Here is a 19,868-nt window from a genome sequence, read left to right on the forward strand (position 1 = left end):
TTCAATTCTGATTAATTAAGAGCTATAGCAATTCATTCATAATTAAAATAAATGAATTTGTTATTTATTTGCATTAATTATGTTTGTTATATGTAACGGGTTGTGGGCGGGTTTATGTCAAGAAAGAGGCATAATGGGCTGTTGGGCGACGCTTGAGCGTCAAATATTAAGTGTGCATACTGAGTGTATCCTAAACAAAAAATAGTCACTTGGAGCCTTCTATGAATACTGAGACCCGCAATTACCGGCGTTATGTTCTGTTTATTCTTACTTTGGTTTATGTATTCAATTTTGTAGATCGGCAGATTTTGGTCATTTTGCAGGAGCCTATTAAAGCTGAACTGGGCTTGTCTGACACACAGCTAGGCTTATTAACGGGTTTTGCGTTTGCTTTATTCTATGTCGTGGTTGGGATACCCATAGCCCGTTGGGCTGATGTGGGTAATCGCCGTAATATTGTGAGTTTAGCATTGGTGGTTTGGAGTGGTATGACTGCTGTTTCGGGGTTAGCTCAAAATTACGTGCAATTACTTATGGCTCGAATTGGTGTTGGGGTTGGTGAAGCCGGAGCTAGCCCACCTTCTCATTCTATTATTTCAGACTATTATGCCCCTGAAGAGCGCGGCACGGCTATGTCTATTTACAATATGGGGTTGTATATCGGCATTTTAGTTGGTCTTTTATTGGGAGGCTGGTTGAGCGACAAGGTCGGTTGGCGAATGGCATTTTTTGTAGTCGGCTTACCCGGTGTATTGATGGCTTTAGTGGTGCGATTTACGCTAAGAGAGCCTCCTCGGGGCGGGGCTGACATGGTGTCTGATCCATCTGTAGGCGAAAAATACTCCTTTAAAGAAACCTTGAGTTATTTATGGAAATCTAAGGCCTTTAGATACGCCTCTTTTGGTGCGGGCTTTTGTTCGTTTGCAGGTTACTCCACGTTAACTTTTATCCCTTCTTTTTTAATTCGCAGTCATGGTATGAGTGTTTCTCAAGTGGGGGTTGCCTTAGGTTTGATTATTGGGATGTCGGGTATTATTGGTGCGCTCTCTGGGGGCTTCTTAGCTGATAAGCTAGGTAAAAAGGATATGCGTTGGTATCTATGGGTGCCGGGCATAGGTGTTTTGTTATCCCTACCTTTTTCTCTTTTAGCATTAAACGTAAATTCGTTAAATACAGTTTTAATCTGCATCTTTATAAGTAATGTGTTTATGTCTTCTTACCTTGGTCCAACCATAGCTATTGCTCACCATTTGGTGAAGCCTTCAATGCGTGCCATGACTTCGGCAATTTTATTTTTTATCCTTAATATTGTGGGACTAGGCTGTGGGCCTATGATAACGGGTATGGTGAGTGATTATTTAGCACCAGAATATGGGATTGAGTCTTTGCGTTATGCTTTGATTTTCTCTAGTTTTGCGGCGTTAATAGCAGCACTTAAGTATATGCATAGCGGGTTACTTTTACAAAAGCAACCAGATTAGAATGGGGTGTTTAATCTTATTTAGGTTTGTTTGATTTAGGTGCTTGCTAAGATAGTTCTATTCTAGAGCCCTGTAATTAAGGACTTTTTTTATATCTTATATAAAATACTCAGTGTAACTAAGTTCATCTAATTTTCCCTCTAGATAAAAATCTAAGTATAATCTCGCTGATTTCCGTTTGGTCCCCCAAATAAATTCTATCGATTATTTTAAATTGTTAAGGAAGTAAATGATTGCTGTAAGCCAACTTGTATTAAAGGCTAAATCAAAAATGAGTGCGTTGTCGGTGATTAGTGTATGTAAAACCTTAAGCGCTTTTGGGATATTTAGTATAGCTATAATGATTAGCTCTACGAATGTGTTGGCACAGGCGGTTGCCACTAATACTAATCAGGACGCTGCCAACGAAAGCTCTCGAGAGCGAGACCGTGTACTTCTAAAGCGAAGCCCAATCGCATCTGAATATCAGACTTTAAGTGCGCCCGGTGATGTTTTGGGGGCCACTTTTGATGCCGAGGGCGTCGACTTCAGATCTCAATTTAGGTTGCCCAAAGGTCAAGCTAATGCTTCAGTGATTAAAGCCGAAGCGAATGTTAATTACCAATCTATTGCTGAGAAGTTTGTTATGGGCGGTAGTATTAAAGCGGCTAAGTCTTTGGGTAAGTTGAGCTTGCAGCTGCAGGTTCAAAAGAATAACTCAGAGCGTTTGGTCGATTTATATGCCTCACGCTGGTTATTAGACTCTAACTCTGAATTGTCAGAAAATGATGTATTAACTCTGGGATACCCAAGATATACCCAAGATGGCATTCAAACTCAAAGTATTAACACTCGTTGGCGTGCTGATTATCAAGTTAATAAAGATTTGTTGCTTACCTACGAAGGACTAAATACTAACTATGATGATGTTGCTACTCGTAATCGGTTCGAAATACAATTTGGTGCCGGCGATCTTAGTAACCTAACGCTAGGGAGTGATGGGAGTACGATTACGCAGGCTGCTGTTACTGATGCTAGGATACGTCGTTATTTCCATCGTTTAGATACCGCGAGAGATATTGACCGTCATAAGCTTGGTTTTATCTTAAATAGAGAGGATGGTTCTTTAGAGGTTAATACCTATTATAGCCGCTGGGTTAACGACAGAGTGTGGCTACCATGGAACTTTATTGATAGTGATGTCTCTGCTACTTCTAGCTTAGAAGACCGTTATTTGCCAACTGTAAATGTGACAAGTAGTGATATTTATGATGTTAGTGGTTCAGTTTTTTCAGATTATCGTATTGCTAAATCTATTACCACAGATACTGATTACGCCTTTATGGTGAACTGGGACAAAAAGATTAGTATTGCTAGTCGCGACCTTTGGGTTGAAGCAGGTGGTGCATGGCGAAATAAAGAAAGAGCCGTAGACAACGACCGTCCAGTGTATGGTGCAACGTCTAATGAGTTCTATTTGAATGAGCTTACAGGGACGAATAGCGCAGTAAATATAATCGATAATGGTTATTTGTTACCTGCTGGTATAGGCACTGAGAACGGAGCAAGTTATTTTAATAGTCATTTAAGTGAACAGTTTGAGCTTAATCTTAGCCAATCGTTTATCGAGACAATTCAAGATATCTATACCAGTGAAGAAACAGTAAGTTCTTTATATTTTAATGCTTACCAACAAAGAAAAAACTGGTTTTGGCGTGTGGGGTTAAGGTATGAAAAAACTGAAACCGCCACTCGAGGTGCAGTGTATGCCTCGCCTGATACCAATATCGCCTCTCAAGGTGATGCCATTACCAGCGTCGTGATTAATGGCGAATTAGTTGAAGAAAATTTTGATAGTTTTGATGCCGCGTTTGTTGAGGGAGGAAATGACTACCAGCATTGGTTGCCTTCATTAGAGTTACGGTATGCCGTAAACAAACAACTCACTCTGAAAACGGCGTATTTTCAGCAATTAATGCGTCCGCAATACTTTGATACAGTGAGTTACAGGCGGGCAAATGTGGCTACCCTTTCGATAACCGAAGGTAACCCTGAACTTGAAGCCACCACAATTGAAAATCTCTATGCTGGGTTTGAGTATCAATATTCGGGCTCTGGCAAGTTGGTGGCAGGGGTTTATTACAATAGTGTGTCTGACTTCTTTTATGACTCGAATACCACTGAGTTAATTGGTGATGACTTATATGAAGTGGCTCGTGTTGAAAATGGTACAGATGGCTTTATAAAAGGCCTGCAGACGTTTTGGGCCCAACAGTTAAGCTTACCTTTAGTTAGTCAAGCCGAACTAAAACTCGCATATACTTACTCTGATAGCGAAGCCGAGTTGAGCGACAGAACTATAACCATGCCAGAGAGGGCAAAGCATAGGCTCGCTCTTAATCTATTACTTGGTTATGAAGATTGGCAGTATAACTCTCAATTCTCTTGGCAAAGTGAAGCTGTAGATGATGTGGGCGCAAGTGCAATGCAAGATACCATTCGAGAAAAAGTATTAGTGTGGAACCAAGCGCTTTCTTGGCTTTACAGCAAACAAGTGGTTGCACGTTTGTCATTGAACAATGTTTTAGATTACCCAGAAAGATCATATCAAGGGCAACCTAGTAGGGTTATCAATAACCTATATAGTGGCTCAACGGCAAGGCTGAGTGTGGCTGTTACTTTTTAAAAGAGTTGCGAGTTGAGTTACGGACTACATTTTACCTTTGTAAGTATACTGTTAATTTGTAGCTCGTAACTTTCAGGCTTAATCGACTTTTTAGAGTTAATCGATTAAATACAGCCCTTTAGCTTAAGTTCGTTGTCACTTTACACTGATATATGTTAAAAAAATAAATGAGGGTGCTGTCAGTCATCTGAGATTTGGCGACTGACAGGTTTATTGTTTTTAACATGTCCTCGCCTATCTATTTATATTTTTTACAATCTGATGAACAAACCCAGATTTTAATGATTAAGTTTCAACTATAAGGAACAAACTATGAAGTTTCACATGCTCGCACTAGGAGTATTGTCGGCCACTCTTTTAGGATGTGGTTCAGCCGAAGAGCAAACACAACAAACAATAGAACAACCTAAACAACAGGCTATGGTGGTGACTGCTAACCCCCATGCAACCGCTGCTGGTTTAGAAGTATTACGAGCGGGTGGTTCAGCCGTTGACGCTGCCATTGCCGTAGAATCGGTTTTAAGTTTAGTTGAGCCACAAAGCTCTGGCTTAGCTGGCGGTGCCTTTATGGTGCATTACGACAGTGAAACCAAATCTTTAGCTGTTTATGATGGTCGAGAGGCTGCACCAAGTGGTGCGAAAGCAGACATGTTTATGTTAGAGAACGGCGACTCAATGCCGTTTATTCAAGCTAAAACCAGTGGCTTGTCTACCGGTGTGCCTGGGGTGTTAGCTATGTTGTCTATGGCTCATAAAGACCAAGGGACATTAGAGTGGAGCAGTTTATTTAACTATGCCAGTAAGCTTGCCAATGAAGGGTTTGAAATTTCGCCTCGTTTACACGGCATGTTAGAGCGTTTTGGTAAGTATATTCCAAGTAAACCAGAAGACGGCCCAACGGATGCTTTTGAATATTTTTATGACGAAGCAGGCGTAGCTCATCCAGAGGGCTACCTATTAAAAAATCCTGAATACGCAAAAACATTAGAAATCATTGCGAAGGACCCCGCTGAGTTTTACCAAGGTGAGATAGCGAAAGAAATCGCCGCTATGGTTCAGCAAGAACCTAGAGCGGGTTCACTAACCGCCGAGGATATTGCAGCTTATCAACCTGTGAAGCGATCTGCTCTTTGTCAAGATTACCGCGATACCCAAATTTGTGGTGCGCCGCCGCCATCTTCTTGGTTGGCTGTAGGGATGATTATGGGGATTTTAGAGAATGGTCCTAAGCCAAGTGCAGCCGGTCCTGATGACCCTAAAAACTGGGCCATAATGGCACAAGCACAACAACTTGCTTATGCAGATAGAGATCAGTTTATTGCTGATCCTAATTTTGTGGATATGCCTTTAAAAGGGATGTTAAACAAAGAATATTTAGCTAAACGAGCTAAGCTGATTGCAGATAAAGCCACACCTTTAACATATGCAGTGGGCGACCCTTGGGCTTACAATGATACGCCAAGTGAGATCACCGCTGGTATTGATGCAACTCAAGATGTTCACGGAACTACCCATTTCGTTATTGTAGATACAAAAGGCGATGTGGTATCAATGACTGCCACAGTTGAAAGCATCTTTGGAACTACCCGTATGGTTGGTGGTATGTTTTTGAATAACCAGTTAACTGATTTCTCTTTTCAGCACCATGATAAAGATGGCAATCCTATAGTTAATGCCGTTGCTGCTAACAAGCGCCCGCGCTCATCTATGTCTCCGTCTATTGTACTAGATAAAAATGGCGAGTTTTTAATGGCAACAGGTTCACCGGGTGGCAACAATATTATTGCATATACCGTTAAAACTATGGTGGGAGTATTTGAATGGGATTTAGATCCACAAGCTGCGGTTGATTTACCTAATATGGTTGCCCGTGGTAAAACCGTACGTTTAGAAAAAGGCGCGGCGCCCGAGTCATTAATATCAGCCATGAAAGACATGGGCTTTGATGTAGATGCTTCTAGGGGTGAAAATTCAGGACTCAGTGTGATTATGCGCAAACCTGATGGGACCTTAGTTGGTGCTGCTGATAAACGACGCGAAGGTGTGATAGGTACTCTTTAGCAAAAAAGGTTAGTGTTTAAAAAAGTGGTCAATATTTATTGCCACTTTTTATGAAATAACTTTGGATTGTATAAAAGCGCGATAGCTTAATAGGATTAGCTATCGCGCTTTTTTGTGAATTCTGTCTATTTAACGGCAAGGCCAAACAACATATAGAAGGCTCCATTCAATATAGACAGTCTGACTGGGTATAGGGTGCTGCGAATTGGCTAATAATACTAGCAAGCACCTAGGCTGATAGCTTGGTCATCTCCGCCTAATTCAAATTGTATACCGACCGAAAAACGTGGGTGAAAATGGTAATCAGCTCCGAATATTAAGGCAAGATCAAAGTCTCTTATTTCTTCTAAAATAATGGCCCCTCGCAACTCAACAGGTTTTAATACTTCGATTTTGCTAGATATTGTTCAAAGAAGAAATCACGCACCCCAACCGACACTCAAATACCTGTGTCACTGTAATTTCCGTACTCACGCTTCACTAAGGCAGTAGTTGTAATTAGGTCGTGGTCTATTATGCCTCGCACGATTATCCCTCCTCCGACTTCTAGGTTTGCATGATTGTTTGAGCCATGATTCTGGACGAGGTAACTGCCAAAAACTCGCCAATTGGGATCCAGTTGATACGAACCTGCTACTTCAATGCCGCTGTTATAACGACCTTCTAAATAGTTAATATCAACCTGCTTAGCGGAAGCGGCTAAAGGGACACATAAGGATAATAATAAACTTAATTTGATGCCTAGGGTTAAAGGCTTCTTCATTGGGTTTACTTATTACTAAATACATTGTTGCAGCAAGTAAAATGCTACTTTAAATTAAAAAAGTTACATTTAATTTACAGAATATTGAACTAAAGTAGAAAAGGGCCGTCTGACTATATAGTTTTTATGTGTGTTCTCTTTTAAGCCTGATTTGTTATCAGGCTTTTTTTTTGTCCTCAAAAAAGTTATCGAAATTGTGTTGTAGCTTTTCAAAGTATTGACCAACATGGAGGCCGTCTACTAACCCATGGTGAACTTCTACCGATACCGGCATAATAACTTCTTTATGTTTTTTCTTATATTTACCCATCACAAATCTGGGTATGGAGTCATGTTGACTTTGTTTTTGAGCATGGGAAAAACTAGTGAAATGTAACCAGGGTAAGACTGAGCAAAATATACTGTTAGCTTTGCCGTTTGAAGTCATTAGCGGTAAGTTGTGTTTTTTTAGGTGATTCATTTTTTGCTCAGCATTGTGATAGAAAGCTTTAAACTCTTGGCATTTTCCAAAATCACAAAAGCCAAAGCTTTGATTGTTATTGAGCACAGTACAGCTGATTTCTAATTCGTCGTGCAACTCTACCTTGCTGTTATTTATACGTAACCTTAGTGGCGCTATTTGATTGGCTGTGTAACCTAAAATAAACAAAGAACAGATAAAGAATGACAGGTTATTATCTTTACAAAACCGCAGGGTTCGGGATACATCAACTGTTGCGCAGATATTAAAAAACGGTTGTGAAAAGGTAGAATAGAACTCGAAGTGTTCTTTTCTGTGCCAAGAATCGATATCGATTTTTTTTATGGTATCCACGACTGTGTAATATTTTAGAAATGTGTATGAATAATATTCACACAAGTTGGTTGTGATTGTAAGAGGCCATAAATCTTATTAAATAGCCCATTAAGCATATGAGTCTTGCAATGCTTGCTAGGTTTTATTAGCTTGGTGTCTCTTCTTTTAATCATAATAATCCCAAAAAAAGACAACCTTATGACGAAAACACTTTTACCTAGTTTGGCTATTGGCCTTGTACTCACTGCCTGTCAACCTGTTGTTGATGAGCCTGCCCCTCAATTGACACAAATCGAGGTTAAAGACTTTAAGGCTTCTGGTTTAATTGCCGGTACTTTGCCTGACATTATTGACGCCCTTGAAACCGGTAAAGTTAGTTCTGAACGACTAGTGAATTTGTATCTTGAGCGTATTGAGAATATTGACAAAAGCGGCCCTAGGCTACAAGCCGTGTTAAGTATTAACCCAGATGCACTTGCCCAAGCCAGAGCCCTTGATGAGAAACGAGCAGCAGGTGAAGTATTAGGGCCTCTTCATGGCGTACCGGTGCTTCTTAAAGACAATATCGAATCTAAAGACACGTTGCCAACAACGGCGGGCGCAATAGCACTAAAAGACAACATTACGGGAAGAGACAGCCCTCTTGTAGCAGGGCTAAGAGCTCAGGGGGCTATTATTTTAGGTAAAACTAATTTGAGCCAGTGGGCAAACTTTAGATCTGAAGGTTCAATGAGTGGCTGGAGTGCGTTAGGTGGGCAGGTGCGTAACCCCCACATGCTTGATCGTAACCCTTGTGGTTCAAGCTCTGGATCTGGTGCTGCTGCAGCTGCATCACTTGCCGCTGCGACCGTGGGCACCGAAACTAACGGTTCTGTTATTTGTCCATCTAATGCAAATGGCATTGTAGGTTTTAAACCCACTGTAGGTTTAGTGCCGCAGCAGTATATTATTCCTATTTCGGTTTCGCAGGATACTGCAGGCCCTATGACTAAAACAGTAATGGGAGCAGCATTAATGATGAATGCAATGGCAACCACCACACCCAATCAAGACTACTCTGCCGGGCTACAAAAAGATGCATTAACTGGGGTACGTGTAGGGGTGCTAAATTTTGCTAAAGGTGAATCTGTACCTATCACTGCTCTGTTTACAAAGGCCTTACAAGATTTAGAAATGGCTGGCGCGGTATTAGTAGATATAGATGAAGCCCCAGAGGCTCCCCAAGATTTTGGGAAAATGAGTTACGACATTCTTAAATATGAATTTAAAGATGGTGTAAATAAGTACTTAGCCTCTACTTCAGAATCACTAGTTAGTACTCGTACTTTACAGCAACTGATTGATTTTAATTCAGCCCACAAAGAAGAGCTAGCGCTGTTTGACCAAAGTATTTTTATAGCATCACAAGCTATGGCTTCAATTGAAAGTGAAGATTATAAAAATGCTCTAAAAATAGTGCAACAGGCTACTAGAGAAGATGGCATAGATGCCCTTTTACAACAGCATAATGTTGATGTTTTAATTGCCCCGTCAGGATTAGTTGTCCCTAGAGTTGACCCCATCAATGGTGATGTTTGGCCAAGAGATTGGCCCGGCTATGGTGGTTATGCTGCCCGTGCAGGTTATCCCCATGTAACTGTTCCAATGGGAGGTATTCATAATTTATCGGTTGGCTTATCATTTATTGGAACTAAACATACTGATGCAGATGTTCTAGCATACGCCTACGGATATGAGCAGCAGTCTCAACGTAGATTAGCTCCTCAGTATCTAAAAAATGCTGAAGATTTACCAGGTGTTAAAGAAGCAATGAATCCTTAATAGCTGACGACAATACGTTAATCTAATCGATTGCTTTAACCACACGCGGGGCGCAGCGACCTTTGGTTATTCTTTCGATTGTTTACATATCTACTGCTATATATTGTATTAATTTTTCTTTTCGCGATCAGAGAAAGCTTTAGTACTTAGCTCTGATATCTTTTCCCACGCTTCATTTGGCACTAAAAATGACATAGCATAATGGGCTATTTTCCAATGTCCGTTTTGTTTGACAACTACACCGGTACCACGAAAGCGGCCCCATTTTTCTGAAACTGTAATTTCATCAAACCAAGCTGTGTTGGAGTCTTCTGAGAGTATTAAATTTCTCTCTACTGATTGATAAGTCCAACCTGTGCCGCCTTCAAAACGTTCTGATACATATTTGTCTAACGTAACTGGTCGGGTCCACCTTTCCCAGTCATCGGTACCCATAAATACGCCGGTTTCGGTAAACGAGCCTAAGTACTTATCTAAGTTAGCTTGGCTAGCTGCGATGTGTAGCCCATCAAGTAATTTATTTATTGCTTGAGTCGATTTAGTCTCAGAGTGCGCGCAAACACCAGTAGACAAAAATACATAAAGGGTTAAAGATAAGCATGTGAAGGCTTTCATGATTGGTTCCATAACAATAGTTAAACCTGCCTAAACAGGGTGTTGTAGAGAGTATTTATGTAACTACCTATTAAGAAGTGTGCCGGGGTAAAAGTCAAATAAGGTGTTAATCATATTTAATGTTTGGCTGCTACCTTGCTGTAAAAGTGAGACTTACTATAAATTGCACTCTTACATTGTGTAAACACTGTGGTAAAGGTAAGATCAGTATCACTAAATTAGGCATTTTTAGCTGAATTTTAAGCACAAGGTATACGTTATATTTTATGGATCATTTTGAGCTATTAGGGGTTACCAGAACCTCTACCACCACTGAAATTAAAAAAGCTTATCGTAAACTGGCTAATCAGTATCACCCAGATAGAAATGATGGTGCAGAAGCAAAAGAGAAGTTTCAGGCCATTCAAAAAGCTTATGATGAGATTGCAGATCCTCATAAACGAACCGCATATATTAAGAGTACCTATACGGTAATCACAGACCCAAGAGAAGTCGCAGATTCTTTTTGGCATAACGCCTTATCGTAGGATAAACATTTATGAAATTTGACGCGCCAATCCCTGCTTATTTAGCGGATGAGTTTTCTATGTATTTAGAAAATATGGAGTCACTGAGTGATCCAGAAAACCCAGATTTACTGAGAAATTACCTTAAAACATTACAAAAGCAATTAGCATCTGACAGCTCAGTATTTAGTGGTTTAGTTGATCAACTAGCTATGGCTATTACTTTAAGTGTAAGAATTAATTCAGAAAAACTAGCTAAAGTCGATCTTACTCAACAGCCATTGTGGACTGATGTCAAACCATTTGTGGGGGTGCATGCAGATGCTAGAGCAACCATTACTGAGTTAATGAACCATTCAGAAGAAGATCTTAAAACCGCTGTTTTACTGATTCACTTATACAATACTTACGACTCGACTCCTTTACCAGAAGAGGTTGAAGTTGGTGATAATGAAGTAAACGATAGCTACAACACCTACGGCTACGATGAATAACATTAACCTATTTTTGAGGAATACCCTTTGACTAGTAACGCATTAATTCTCGCTACCGACATTACCGAACAAGCCCAGCACAGTGGTCGAGAGGCGGGTACTTCATTAGAAAAAATAGCATCTGAGCAAGGCGATACTGCCATGTTAGCTGTGTTCGCCGAGATGGATATTTTGACTGTTGCAAAAATTGTACGTGAGCATGATGCAACAATTCCTTCTATTGCCACATGGTTAATGGATGCTGAGTCGGTGAAAAAGCTACTAAATGTTGAGCCATCTTACTGGCAGAATATGGATGAAGAATCACTATTTTGTGTGCAAACCGAAGCTCATAGTTTATTGGCTCAAATCTTCTTGTCATATAATGATGATGAAAAACAGCGTGAGATACTCAATGCAGTTGTACAGGATGATTTTGGATTGTTGTATTTATCTCTACCATTTATTGGGCATGATTTTTCTGAGCTTGAATATGATGAAGAGCAAGTTTCTGGAAGCATTGAAGAGTTGCTATTGAAAATTAAAAGCTTAAGTGAAGAAGCCTACAACGAAGTGTTAACCGTGAGCACAAATGGCACGTTAGATAACATTGAAGCGGCATTAAAAAATAACGCCAATAAACAAAGAGTATCGGCCGTCGAAATGGACACAGACGATATGTTTGCGCCGCTATAGGATAATGCTATGAAGATCGCAGAGTTAAGAAACAAACCATTTGTTCTATTGGTGTTGAAAGATGGTTTAGCTGAAGGGTATTTTTCTGAAGAGTTTGTGCATAAGACAAAACAACAATTGTCAGATATGTCATTACGGATTGCTTCAGATAATTTATCAATTATCTATGCTGATCACATTAAAAAGGCCTGTGAAATTGTATTGGGCATTATTAACTTAGGTTTATTGAGCCATTGTCATAACAGCACCGAAAATGCGAAAGAAATCATTAAGACCCAGGGCATTGTTTATTGCTTTAGAGCTGGGTGGGCAAAGTACTCTAGCTTAAAAGATATTTCTGCCGAGTATTTTAAAAAAATAGATTTAATGACTTACGCTTTGGGCGCAGACGACACGTCGGACATCAGGCATCTACATGATGAATTAGTTAAGCAAGGTCAAAATAGCTTAAAGTTATTCAATTTACATAAGATCATGTCTGCAAAATATGCTGCGAATGTGGTGATACCTGAAACAGATGAAGACTATTTACGCTTTGAGTTACAGAAGTTTCTAAACTCAGCACTTGGCCTAATGTTGATAGATTCTGAAGATAAAGTGTTCAACAACGAACGCTACAATCGATTAATTACTTTTTTGACTGATACTGATGTGCAATTGGTACTTGAAAAGTTTGAAGCTTGTGTGACAAAGTTTGTTGAACAGCAACCAAGCGGTACCAGAAGCTTTTTGAATGAGAGTGCTTTATTAGAGTTTAATGAATTTAAGACCATCATTGCTTCGAAACAAAATATTGATATTTACATTCCAGAAATATTAGAACTGTCTGTAAACCTTACAAACGAACTCAATGACGACTTTGAAGGCGGTTACGACTTTGGCATGGATGATTTAGACGACCTCGATTTTTTGAAACCTTAATAGAGAGGGGGACACAGCGCTGTATTTTATGCTCTGTGCGCACAGAGTATTTGCTCTGCTTACTTTGAGCATTCATTTTCGTTTACCGCCATCCATGGCGCTTTAAACTCCCACTCGCGAGAGCTAGTTACTCTTTCTACAACAGCCAAGAAAGAATAACCAGAAAGAGGCCGCACTCTGATCAAATTCCTCACCCATACAATATTAGGCTTTGATATTGATAGGGTAATGAGTCGCTCTCAGTTATAAAGGAGGGCTTTGTTCCAGTGCTTTTGCTCGAACCATTCAATAACGCAACCATTTGACAGGGAGTTCCTAGTCACAGTAGACCAAGGGCATAACTTAGTGGCTAAGCATTCGCGAACATTACCGCAACCTCGGTAACGAATCCTTGCTTAATCCTCACTTCCTCTTTAATTCGCAATTTTGGGGCTGACTGGATAACGATTCGCCGCAAGTATGCTCGTTAAGTCATTAAACTTTACGCCCTTTTCTTTTAGAAAAACATTAACTCGCTTACTGATTATTTGGCGAATATAGAAAGGTTGACTGGGTACAAAGTGGTGAATGGTATGAGTGTTTCCAAAATTAAAGCAAAATAGTTGGAATGGCATAAAAAGCCAATGGTTTAACACTTGGGTTTGCTGGAGCATATTAAAAGCACCACCATAATAATGCATTGATGACGTAACAAAATTCAAACATGCCGATCGTAAATAACTAGGCGCTATCCACACTACTACAGTAAAACTAATCCAATCCACAAGTGTCATTAGCCAAGCCGGGTAATGAATCACGACGGCCATATATTCAACAATGAAATCAAATATATGGAACAGTAAAAAGCTATATAAAACAATGTAATAAATAGTTGTTAATGGGAAGCCTGCATTAAATAGCTTGAAAAAGTTATAATCTTTAATTTCTCGAGAGAATTGTTTGGTGCGTACTATTAATCCTAATAATCCATCACATACGACTAACATTCTAAGTAAATGACTTTTAATGCCATTTCCAACTAAGCGCTCTTCAATATCTTGAGAGGTACCTGATACCTTGTGATGATTTAAATGAATTTTTTTACGATACCATGGGTTGATGGTATTAGGCCTAATTAGCCACACCATGACCATCATGAAATGATAGATAACCCCGTTAGATTTAAAATATTGCTGATGAATGAGGTCGTGTTCTATTTCGTGAGCTATAGAAGTACTCAGTGCCCCTAAGATTATGCAAGCCCAGCCAGGGATAACACCAATAAAATATAAAAAACCAGAAGTAATAAAGCCCAGAACAGACAGTAACAGTATGCTTAAACCTAAGGTATTCTGTTGATTTAATAAAGGCAGTTGCACACGTAAGGTCTTTTCCTGATTTTTTATATAGTTAATTATTTCTCTTATGATTTCTTTATCTGAAGTGCTTTGCATATTTTTTGTGGTTATTCTTTAAGTTACAGGTTACAGGTTACAGGTTACAGGTACAAAAATTAAGTGCCAGTGAGCATTTATCCTTATATGTTTTTAGTTGATGACCAAGTTATTTTCTGATTAATAATGCAAAAAGGTTAGTTGAACTGAAGGTAGCAATAGATGATTGCAGTTAATACTGTAAGTCAGTTAGGCGATGTAAATTTTGTTTGAAACCAGCATTATGCTGTCTTGGATGGCGGAAGGCATGGTAAATAAGTGCGCAGTTACCCTATGTTTTAAAGGTTGGAATAAATAAGCTGCTTGTTACTATTTCTTAACGAGAATTATTCTTAAACTACAAACTAATATTGCGATACAAAAAGCCGAAAAACTATGTTTTTCGGCTTTTTTATAATGAGGTGTGAGGTATTGAGGTTAACAGTTATTAACTATTTTTAGCTTTTCTGAAGCCAATCATAACTAGACCTAAAGCGATAATTGTAAAGGCCCCTGGTGCAGATACTTCTGCTGCAGATGTAGTAAATACATTAAGATCATCAATACCAATATCATCTGAGGTAGTGAAAACAACATCAGTCAGATCTGCCCACCCTAAATCTACAAAAGTTGCAGTAGATATATTGGTTAGGCTGCTTACTAATGTACCGCCATTCAATAGGTTGCCAGTTATCAGTACATCAATACTAGTGCTAGCTGCAAAAGCATTAATACCTAAAATTAAATCAGATAGAGCAAACGAGCTACCAGATTCAGTTGTTAGAGTAACAGTATTATATTCAGAAAAACCAAACCAGTCGGTATCGTTACCAATAAAGTCGAATCCTGAACCTATGTAAACAGAGTCAAGTAACGCTGCATGGTGATGAGTTGAAGTGAATACATATCCTTCTTCGGAGTAAGGTGTTGATACAGCAAAGTCAATTCTTTGCCCAGAGCCCGCAACATCTTCAAAATCGATTAGCGTAGCGTTTGCAGTAGCGACCGTAAATAAAGAAACCAATAGAACAACTAAATTTTTCAACCTTAAACTCCTTAAATTAAAAGTAACATCTTCCACTTGCTTTAAGCATTATGTATGCCATTTTTTATAGTGTTGATTTGTAAGTGTTTTTTATGAGTTGCTGTGATTCTTAATGATTGAGTGTAAAAAAAAGTGACAATTTATGAAGCTTGTCCATAAAACTTACAGGGGAACGTTAGGTGTTCACGAACCTCAAAGTATAGTGTGATTTTTTTGTAATATTAACCTATGAAGTTTGTTTACATTGGATGTATAACCAGTGGCAATTAGCTCACTAGTCGCTACTTCTGGTTGAGCATGCGTAAAAGTGCAAGTGTTCTTATGGACGTGCTCGTTTGTTTCATTCATATAAATTAGGTCTTTCTGGGTAGAGCTGTTCTTATGAACTGCTATAGTCTGTGTTGTGCCTTTGAACTACGATAAATAACCATGTGGCCTGAAATATATAGAGTGTGGACTCCATGAAAAAGAGCTTACAATACGTGTAAATTTGGCTGTCATGCTGGTTATCACTTGTTTTATTTTTAGTCATTGTGTTGATTTTAAGAGGCGATAAATGAGAAAAATAATGGCACAATAATAAGTTAATTGTAGTGTAAAGTTTGAGTCGTATCATTTGAAATACTCCCAGCGGGCGCAAGCCATCTCCCCTTTTTTGGCTATGGCTTTTAGTGAAAAAGCGGCACATTTAGAAGCTCAAGGAAAGCACGTTGTTAAACTAAATATCGGTGAGCCTGACTTTGGTGCGCCCCCTGATGTGTTAAAAGCTCTAGAGCAATTAGCTAGCAGTGCTCCACTCCCTTATACCTCAGCATTAGGCTTGCTTGAGCTGCGCGTCGCCATCGCGGGTTTTTATAAAACCAAACATCAAATAGATATCGATCCTAATAGAGTGGTCGTCACGGCAGGGGCTTCTGCTGCTTTGTTGCTTTTATCAGCGGCGTTTGTTGATGAAGGTGACACCGTGATCATGGCTGATCCTTGCTACCCATGTAATAAACAATTCATTAAGAGTTTTGGGGGGAATGTACACTTAGTGCCAACCCAAGCAGACTCTCGTTTTCAGTTAGATAGTGATTTACTCGAGCAACATTGGCAGCCAGACACTTGCGGGTTAATGTTGGCTACGCCTTCTAACCCAACGGGTACCTCTGTTGCGATTGATGAGTTGGCTGCAATGTGTGACTTTGCTAAAAAGAAAGGTGCGTGGCGTATTGTTGATGAAATCTACTTGAACTTACATCATGGGGCAGCCGGGTTAGAACCCGCCACTGTTTTATCTGTAGATGATCAGGCCTTAGTGATTAATAGTTTCTCTAAATATTTTGGCATGACTGGTTGGCGTTTAGGCTGGTGTATCGTGCCAGAAGAAGCCGTTAGTGTGATTGAGCGGTTGGCTCAGAATTATTATATTTGTCCATCAACTATAGCTCAAAAAGCAGCCTTACAATGTTTTACTGCAGATTCTTTAGCATTGTGTGAGGCTCGAAGAGCTTCTTTGGTTTCTCGTAAAAATCTAGTACTTTCTGGATTACAAAAATGTGGCTTAGACGTGCCTGTTGTCCCTGATGGCGCGTTTTATGTTTATATGGACGTAACGTCAACTGGGTTAACGGCCATGGAGTTTTGTGAAAACGTATTACAGCAAGTCTATGTATCTCTGACGCCAAGCAATGACTTTAGTGAGCAAACTGACAAGCAATTTGTGCGCTTGTCTTTTGCATCTGCCGAGTCAGAACTAAAAGAAGGGTTAGATAGATTGAATAAATTTATGCAAGGATTGAATGGTTAAATACGGACTTCTCATCGTAATTTTAAATGCTTTAGTGGTGTTCTTGAGATGTGTCGTTACTTGAGAGGTATATTGCCTAGCAATGTGAAAATATCTACTGTGAATTGTGTTGTTAAGTAAATTTAAAGGATGTTATGAATAAATTAATATTATTAGTGGGTGTGCTAGCCTTTTCGGTGACTTCGAGCATGGCCTCTGCAAAAAAATTTTTTGTAAACAGTGAAGTTAAATTAAAAAATGCCATTGCAAGTGTACAAGCTGGTGATGACATTGTCCTTGAAAATGGCACCTATAAAGATATACAAATAGAGTTTTATGGAGAGGGAACAGAACAAAAGCCGATTACGTTAAAGGCAGAAACTCCGGGCAAAGTGTTTATTGAGGGGAGCTCAAACCTACACTTAGGTGGGCACTACCTTATCGTTGAAGGATTACATTTTAGAAATGGCTATTCGCCTACTAAGGCCATGGTTCGGTTTAAAATTAATGATGAGAAAATTGCCTTTCACTCAAAATTTACTAATAACGTAATAGAAGAGTTCACCCAATTAGATAGGCATGTGACTGATCGCTGGGTAGAATTTTGGGGGCAGCATAACGAGCTTAGCAATAACTATATTACCGGAAAATCTAATTTTGGCCCTACTGTTATGGTGGAGTTGAAGGGTAACCAGCACGTAAATAACCATCATCAAATTATCAGTAATCACTTTGGTCCACGCCCCAGAAAAGGTGGTCCCCATGGTGAAACACTGCAAATTGGTAACAGCAGCACCTCAATGACGCCTTCTTATACGAATGTTGAACATAACTTCTTTGATCGCGTAAATGGGGAAGTGGAAATTATTTCAAGTAAATCTAACTTCAATATATTCAAGAACAATGTGTTTTTTGAAAGTGAAGGTTCTTTAGTGTTACGCCACGGTAATTACGCCACCATAGACGGCAATATGTTTATTGGTGATGGTGAGTCAGAGTTTTTTGGTGGAATTCGAGTGGTTAATACCGGTCATTGGATTACCAATAATTACTTTTATAAATTAACAGGCGAAAAGTTCAGAGCGCCTATCGCAGTGATGAATGGTATTCCTAAGTCACCGCTAAATAGATATAACCAAGTCACAGATGTGGTGGTGGCCTATAACACTTGGGTTGAGTCTCCCACGCCTTGGTATTTTAGTGTGGGCTCAAATGTTTCTCAAAGTGCGGTATTACCAAAGTCTGAAATACGTTCTGCTAGGCCTATTCGTACTATATTTGCGAATAATTTAATTTATAACTCTACAAAAGCCGAATATCCCATTTATCACTATGATGAAGTTGACGGGGTGATGTTCAAAAATAATATCTCTAATTATGGCAACAAAACAGACGTTAAAACCGAGGGGATCGTAAAACGGCCGGTATCGATGGAATCAGTTTCAGAGCGATTGTTAGTCCCCAATACTAACTACACGGATGTATATAACGGTTTTGATTTTGATAAAATTATCACTGATTTTTTTGGTACTCAAAGAGCTTCACGTAATAGTGTGGGTGCTATGGTTAGCCCAATAAAATCAGACGTTCATTTGTTTGATAAAACACAATATGGCACCTCTTGGTTTGTAACCGGGCAAGAACCAAAAGCACCTAGTGTAATTAAAGTTGCTACCTCTGCTGACTTGCTCAAGGCGGTTGCAGCTGTGAGTTCTGGTGATATTATTGAACTTACGTCTGCAAATTATGCTATCTCCAATAGCATTGCTATTAACAAAACTATTTCGATTACTGCGACAGGCAATAATAGCCCGACCATTTACTTTACCGCGAAAGACACCGCGTTTTCATTGGAGCCTAAAGGCTACTTACATTTAAACGGCGTTACCCTTAAAGGTAATGGTAAGCAAAATGCTTTCGCAACTTTAGATAAGTACATGTCTAAAGCCTATAACTTGTCTATTAAAAATAGTGTTATCTCTGGCTTTAAGCATGTTTTATATGTCTCTAAAGGTTCGTTTGCCGATTCAATAGTAGTACTTGATAGTGTCATCAAAAATAATCAAGGTGGTTTTTTGTTAAATCAAGAAACCGATAACAAAGGTGATTACAACGCTGAGTTTGTGACTATTAAAGATACGACCTTTGATAATATCTCTGGCGCAATACTCGATTACCACCGTGGTGGTTATGACGAATCTACTATTGGTGGAAATTTAGTGTTTGAAAACAATATTGTGACCAGCTCAGGTGAAGATGGCGGACTGCTTATCAAGAACCGAGGTATAGTGAATTTAGAGCTAAACAATAACACATTTAAAAATAACCCCGTTAAATTGATAGCTGTTCTGTGGGGAGAGAAAGGCCAAACGCCTGAGAACAACATCATTAGCAGTTCAGGTAAAATTGAAATTGTGCAAAACCTAAAATTAGAGTTGATGTACTAACCGCTTACCTTTGATGTTTCAGTTCTTTGTTGTTGAGGGCTGAAACATTACATCATTAGCAATTGAAAAACCTATCACTTTGCCCTCTCTTACTTGGATGCCTTAGATAACCATATTATTTGTATTCTGACCGATAGAAAGTTTCAATGATTCTGCCAATGTAATCTAAGTAGGCTGCAACCGGCTACTGTGTAAACGCAATAATGGCCAACTCACCGTGGATTTAGTCCCTCTTGTTCTTGCGATTTCTGTAAAAGTGATACTTGCATCCGCTTTAACCCTTTTATCAGATCGTTTTGACGCAAAGCCATAGGGTAACAAGGTGCAATAGCATAGCCTTCTGTTGTTAAATAAATGTAATTTAAATGTTTATTTGGTGAGTGAGTGTGAAGCAA

The 19,868-nt window shown here is 39.3% G+C and carries 15 protein-coding genes; 10 read left to right on the forward strand and 5 right to left on the reverse strand.

The genetic code is table 11. The annotated features are described in order from the left end of the window. Window positions 1-221: 221 nt before the first annotated feature. From ABJD71_RS02470 to ggt, 3 genes are all read left to right on the forward strand, one after another. Window positions 222-1,481, forward strand: a complete 1,260-nt coding sequence (locus tag ABJD71_RS02470; RefSeq protein ID WP_348164019.1) for an MFS transporter — start codon at window positions 222-224, stop codon at window positions 1,479-1,481. Window positions 1,482-1,710: 229 nt separating this feature from the next. Next, on the forward strand, window positions 1,711-4,146 hold the full coding sequence (locus tag ABJD71_RS02475) for a TonB-dependent receptor (protein WP_348164022.1): 2,436 nt from the start codon (window positions 1,711-1,713) through the stop codon (window positions 4,144-4,146). A 312-nt stretch (window positions 4,147-4,458) separates the two neighbouring features. Then, window positions 4,459-6,207, forward strand: coding sequence for a gamma-glutamyltransferase (ggt, locus tag ABJD71_RS02480; protein ID WP_348164025.1), 1,749 nt, complete (start codon window positions 4,459-4,461; stop codon window positions 6,205-6,207). Window positions 6,208-6,646: 439 nt separating this feature from the next. On the opposite strand, the gene ABJD71_RS02485 is transcribed toward ggt, so the two are convergent. Next, window positions 6,647-6,970, reverse strand: coding sequence for a hypothetical protein (locus ABJD71_RS02485; protein WP_348164028.1), 324 nt, complete (start codon window positions 6,968-6,970; stop codon window positions 6,647-6,649). Between the two features lie 157 nt (window positions 6,971-7,127). After that, window positions 7,128-7,784, reverse strand: a complete 657-nt coding sequence (locus ABJD71_RS02490) for a CatA-like O-acetyltransferase (protein ID WP_348164031.1) — start codon at window positions 7,782-7,784, stop codon at window positions 7,128-7,130. Between the two features lie 180 nt (window positions 7,785-7,964). On the opposite strand from ABJD71_RS02490, the gene ABJD71_RS02495 reads away from it, so the two are divergent. After that, window positions 7,965-9,587 carry an amidase gene (locus tag ABJD71_RS02495; protein WP_348164034.1) on the forward strand — a complete coding sequence of 541 codons (1,623 nt, stop codon included), beginning with the start codon at window positions 7,965-7,967 and terminating at the stop codon, window positions 9,585-9,587. 108 nt (window positions 9,588-9,695) lie between these two features. On the opposite strand, the gene ABJD71_RS02500 is transcribed toward ABJD71_RS02495, so the two are convergent. Beyond that, window positions 9,696-10,202 carry a nuclear transport factor 2 family protein gene (locus ABJD71_RS02500; protein WP_348164037.1) on the reverse strand — a complete coding sequence of 169 codons (507 nt, stop codon included), beginning with the start codon at window positions 10,200-10,202 and terminating at the stop codon, window positions 9,696-9,698. 266 nt (window positions 10,203-10,468) lie between these two features. Between ABJD71_RS02500 and ABJD71_RS02505 the strand changes: the two genes are divergently transcribed. From ABJD71_RS02505 to ABJD71_RS02520, 4 genes are read left to right on the forward strand one after another with little or no spacing between them, the layout of a single operon-like run. Then, entirely contained in the window at window positions 10,469-10,729 is a 261-nt protein-coding gene (locus tag ABJD71_RS02505; protein WP_348164040.1) for a DnaJ domain-containing protein, read from the forward strand. 11 nt (window positions 10,730-10,740) lie between these two features. Then, complete coding sequence (locus tag ABJD71_RS02510; RefSeq protein WP_348164043.1) at window positions 10,741-11,202, forward strand: hypothetical protein; 462 nt, start codon at window positions 10,741-10,743, stop codon at window positions 11,200-11,202. 27 nt (window positions 11,203-11,229) lie between these two features. Continuing rightward, the gene (locus ABJD71_RS02515) at window positions 11,230-11,877 is read left to right on the forward strand and encodes a hypothetical protein (RefSeq protein WP_348164046.1); all 648 of its coding nucleotides are present in this window, start codon (window positions 11,230-11,232) and stop codon (window positions 11,875-11,877) included. Window positions 11,878-11,886: 9 nt separating this feature from the next. Continuing rightward, on the forward strand, window positions 11,887-12,798 hold the full coding sequence (locus ABJD71_RS02520; RefSeq protein WP_348164048.1) for a hypothetical protein: 912 nt from the start codon (window positions 11,887-11,889) through the stop codon (window positions 12,796-12,798). Between the two features lie 413 nt (window positions 12,799-13,211). On the opposite strand, the gene ABJD71_RS02525 is transcribed toward ABJD71_RS02520, so the two are convergent. Beyond that, window positions 13,212-14,231, reverse strand: a complete 1,020-nt coding sequence (locus ABJD71_RS02525) for a fatty acid desaturase (protein WP_348164051.1) — start codon at window positions 14,229-14,231, stop codon at window positions 13,212-13,214. A gap of 427 nt (window positions 14,232-14,658) precedes the next feature. After that, window positions 14,659-15,255 (reverse strand): hypothetical protein, encoded by a 597-nt coding sequence (locus ABJD71_RS02530; RefSeq protein ID WP_348164054.1) that lies wholly within the window; start codon window positions 15,253-15,255, stop codon window positions 14,659-14,661. Window positions 15,256-15,871: 616 nt separating this feature from the next. Between ABJD71_RS02530 and ABJD71_RS02535 the strand changes: the two genes are divergently transcribed. Together ABJD71_RS02535 and ABJD71_RS02540 are read left to right on the forward strand one after the other, a co-directional pair. After that, window positions 15,872-17,047 (forward strand): aminotransferase class I/II-fold pyridoxal phosphate-dependent enzyme, encoded by a 1,176-nt coding sequence (locus tag ABJD71_RS02535; RefSeq protein ID WP_348164057.1) that lies wholly within the window; start codon window positions 15,872-15,874, stop codon window positions 17,045-17,047. A gap of 134 nt (window positions 17,048-17,181) precedes the next feature. After that, window positions 17,182-19,473, forward strand: a complete 2,292-nt coding sequence (locus tag ABJD71_RS02540; RefSeq protein ID WP_348164060.1) for a chondroitinase-B domain-containing protein — start codon at window positions 17,182-17,184, stop codon at window positions 19,471-19,473. Window positions 19,474-19,868: the final 395 nt, after the last annotated feature.

The organism is Paraglaciecola sp., assembly GCF_039943935.1.
GTDB lineage: Bacteria > Pseudomonadota > Gammaproteobacteria > Enterobacterales > Alteromonadaceae > Paraglaciecola.

Coding starts and splice junctions, on each gene's coding strand:
- ABJD71_RS02525 (WP_348164051.1), bottom strand. CDS start 14,231: ATGCAAAGCACTTCAGATAAAGAAATCATAAGAGAAATAATTAACTAT.
- ABJD71_RS02495 (WP_348164034.1), top strand. CDS start 7,965: ATGACGAAAACACTTTTACCTAGTTTGGCTATTGGCCTTGTACTCACT.
- ABJD71_RS02510 (WP_348164043.1), top strand. CDS start 10,741: ATGAAATTTGACGCGCCAATCCCTGCTTATTTAGCGGATGAGTTTTCT.
- ABJD71_RS02475 (WP_348164022.1), top strand. CDS start 1,711: ATGATTGCTGTAAGCCAACTTGTATTAAAGGCTAAATCAAAAATGAGT.
- ggt (WP_348164025.1), top strand. CDS start 4,459: ATGAAGTTTCACATGCTCGCACTAGGAGTATTGTCGGCCACTCTTTTA.
- ABJD71_RS02485 (WP_348164028.1), bottom strand. CDS start 6,970: ATGAAGAAGCCTTTAACCCTAGGCATCAAATTAAGTTTATTATTATCC.
- ABJD71_RS02500 (WP_348164037.1), bottom strand. CDS start 10,202: ATGAAAGCCTTCACATGCTTATCTTTAACCCTTTATGTATTTTTGTCT.
- ABJD71_RS02505 (WP_348164040.1), top strand. CDS start 10,469: ATGGATCATTTTGAGCTATTAGGGGTTACCAGAACCTCTACCACCACT.
- ABJD71_RS02540 (WP_348164060.1), top strand. CDS start 17,182: ATGAATAAATTAATATTATTAGTGGGTGTGCTAGCCTTTTCGGTGACT.
- ABJD71_RS02470 (WP_348164019.1), top strand. CDS start 222: ATGAATACTGAGACCCGCAATTACCGGCGTTATGTTCTGTTTATTCTT.
- ABJD71_RS02520 (WP_348164048.1), top strand. CDS start 11,887: ATGAAGATCGCAGAGTTAAGAAACAAACCATTTGTTCTATTGGTGTTG.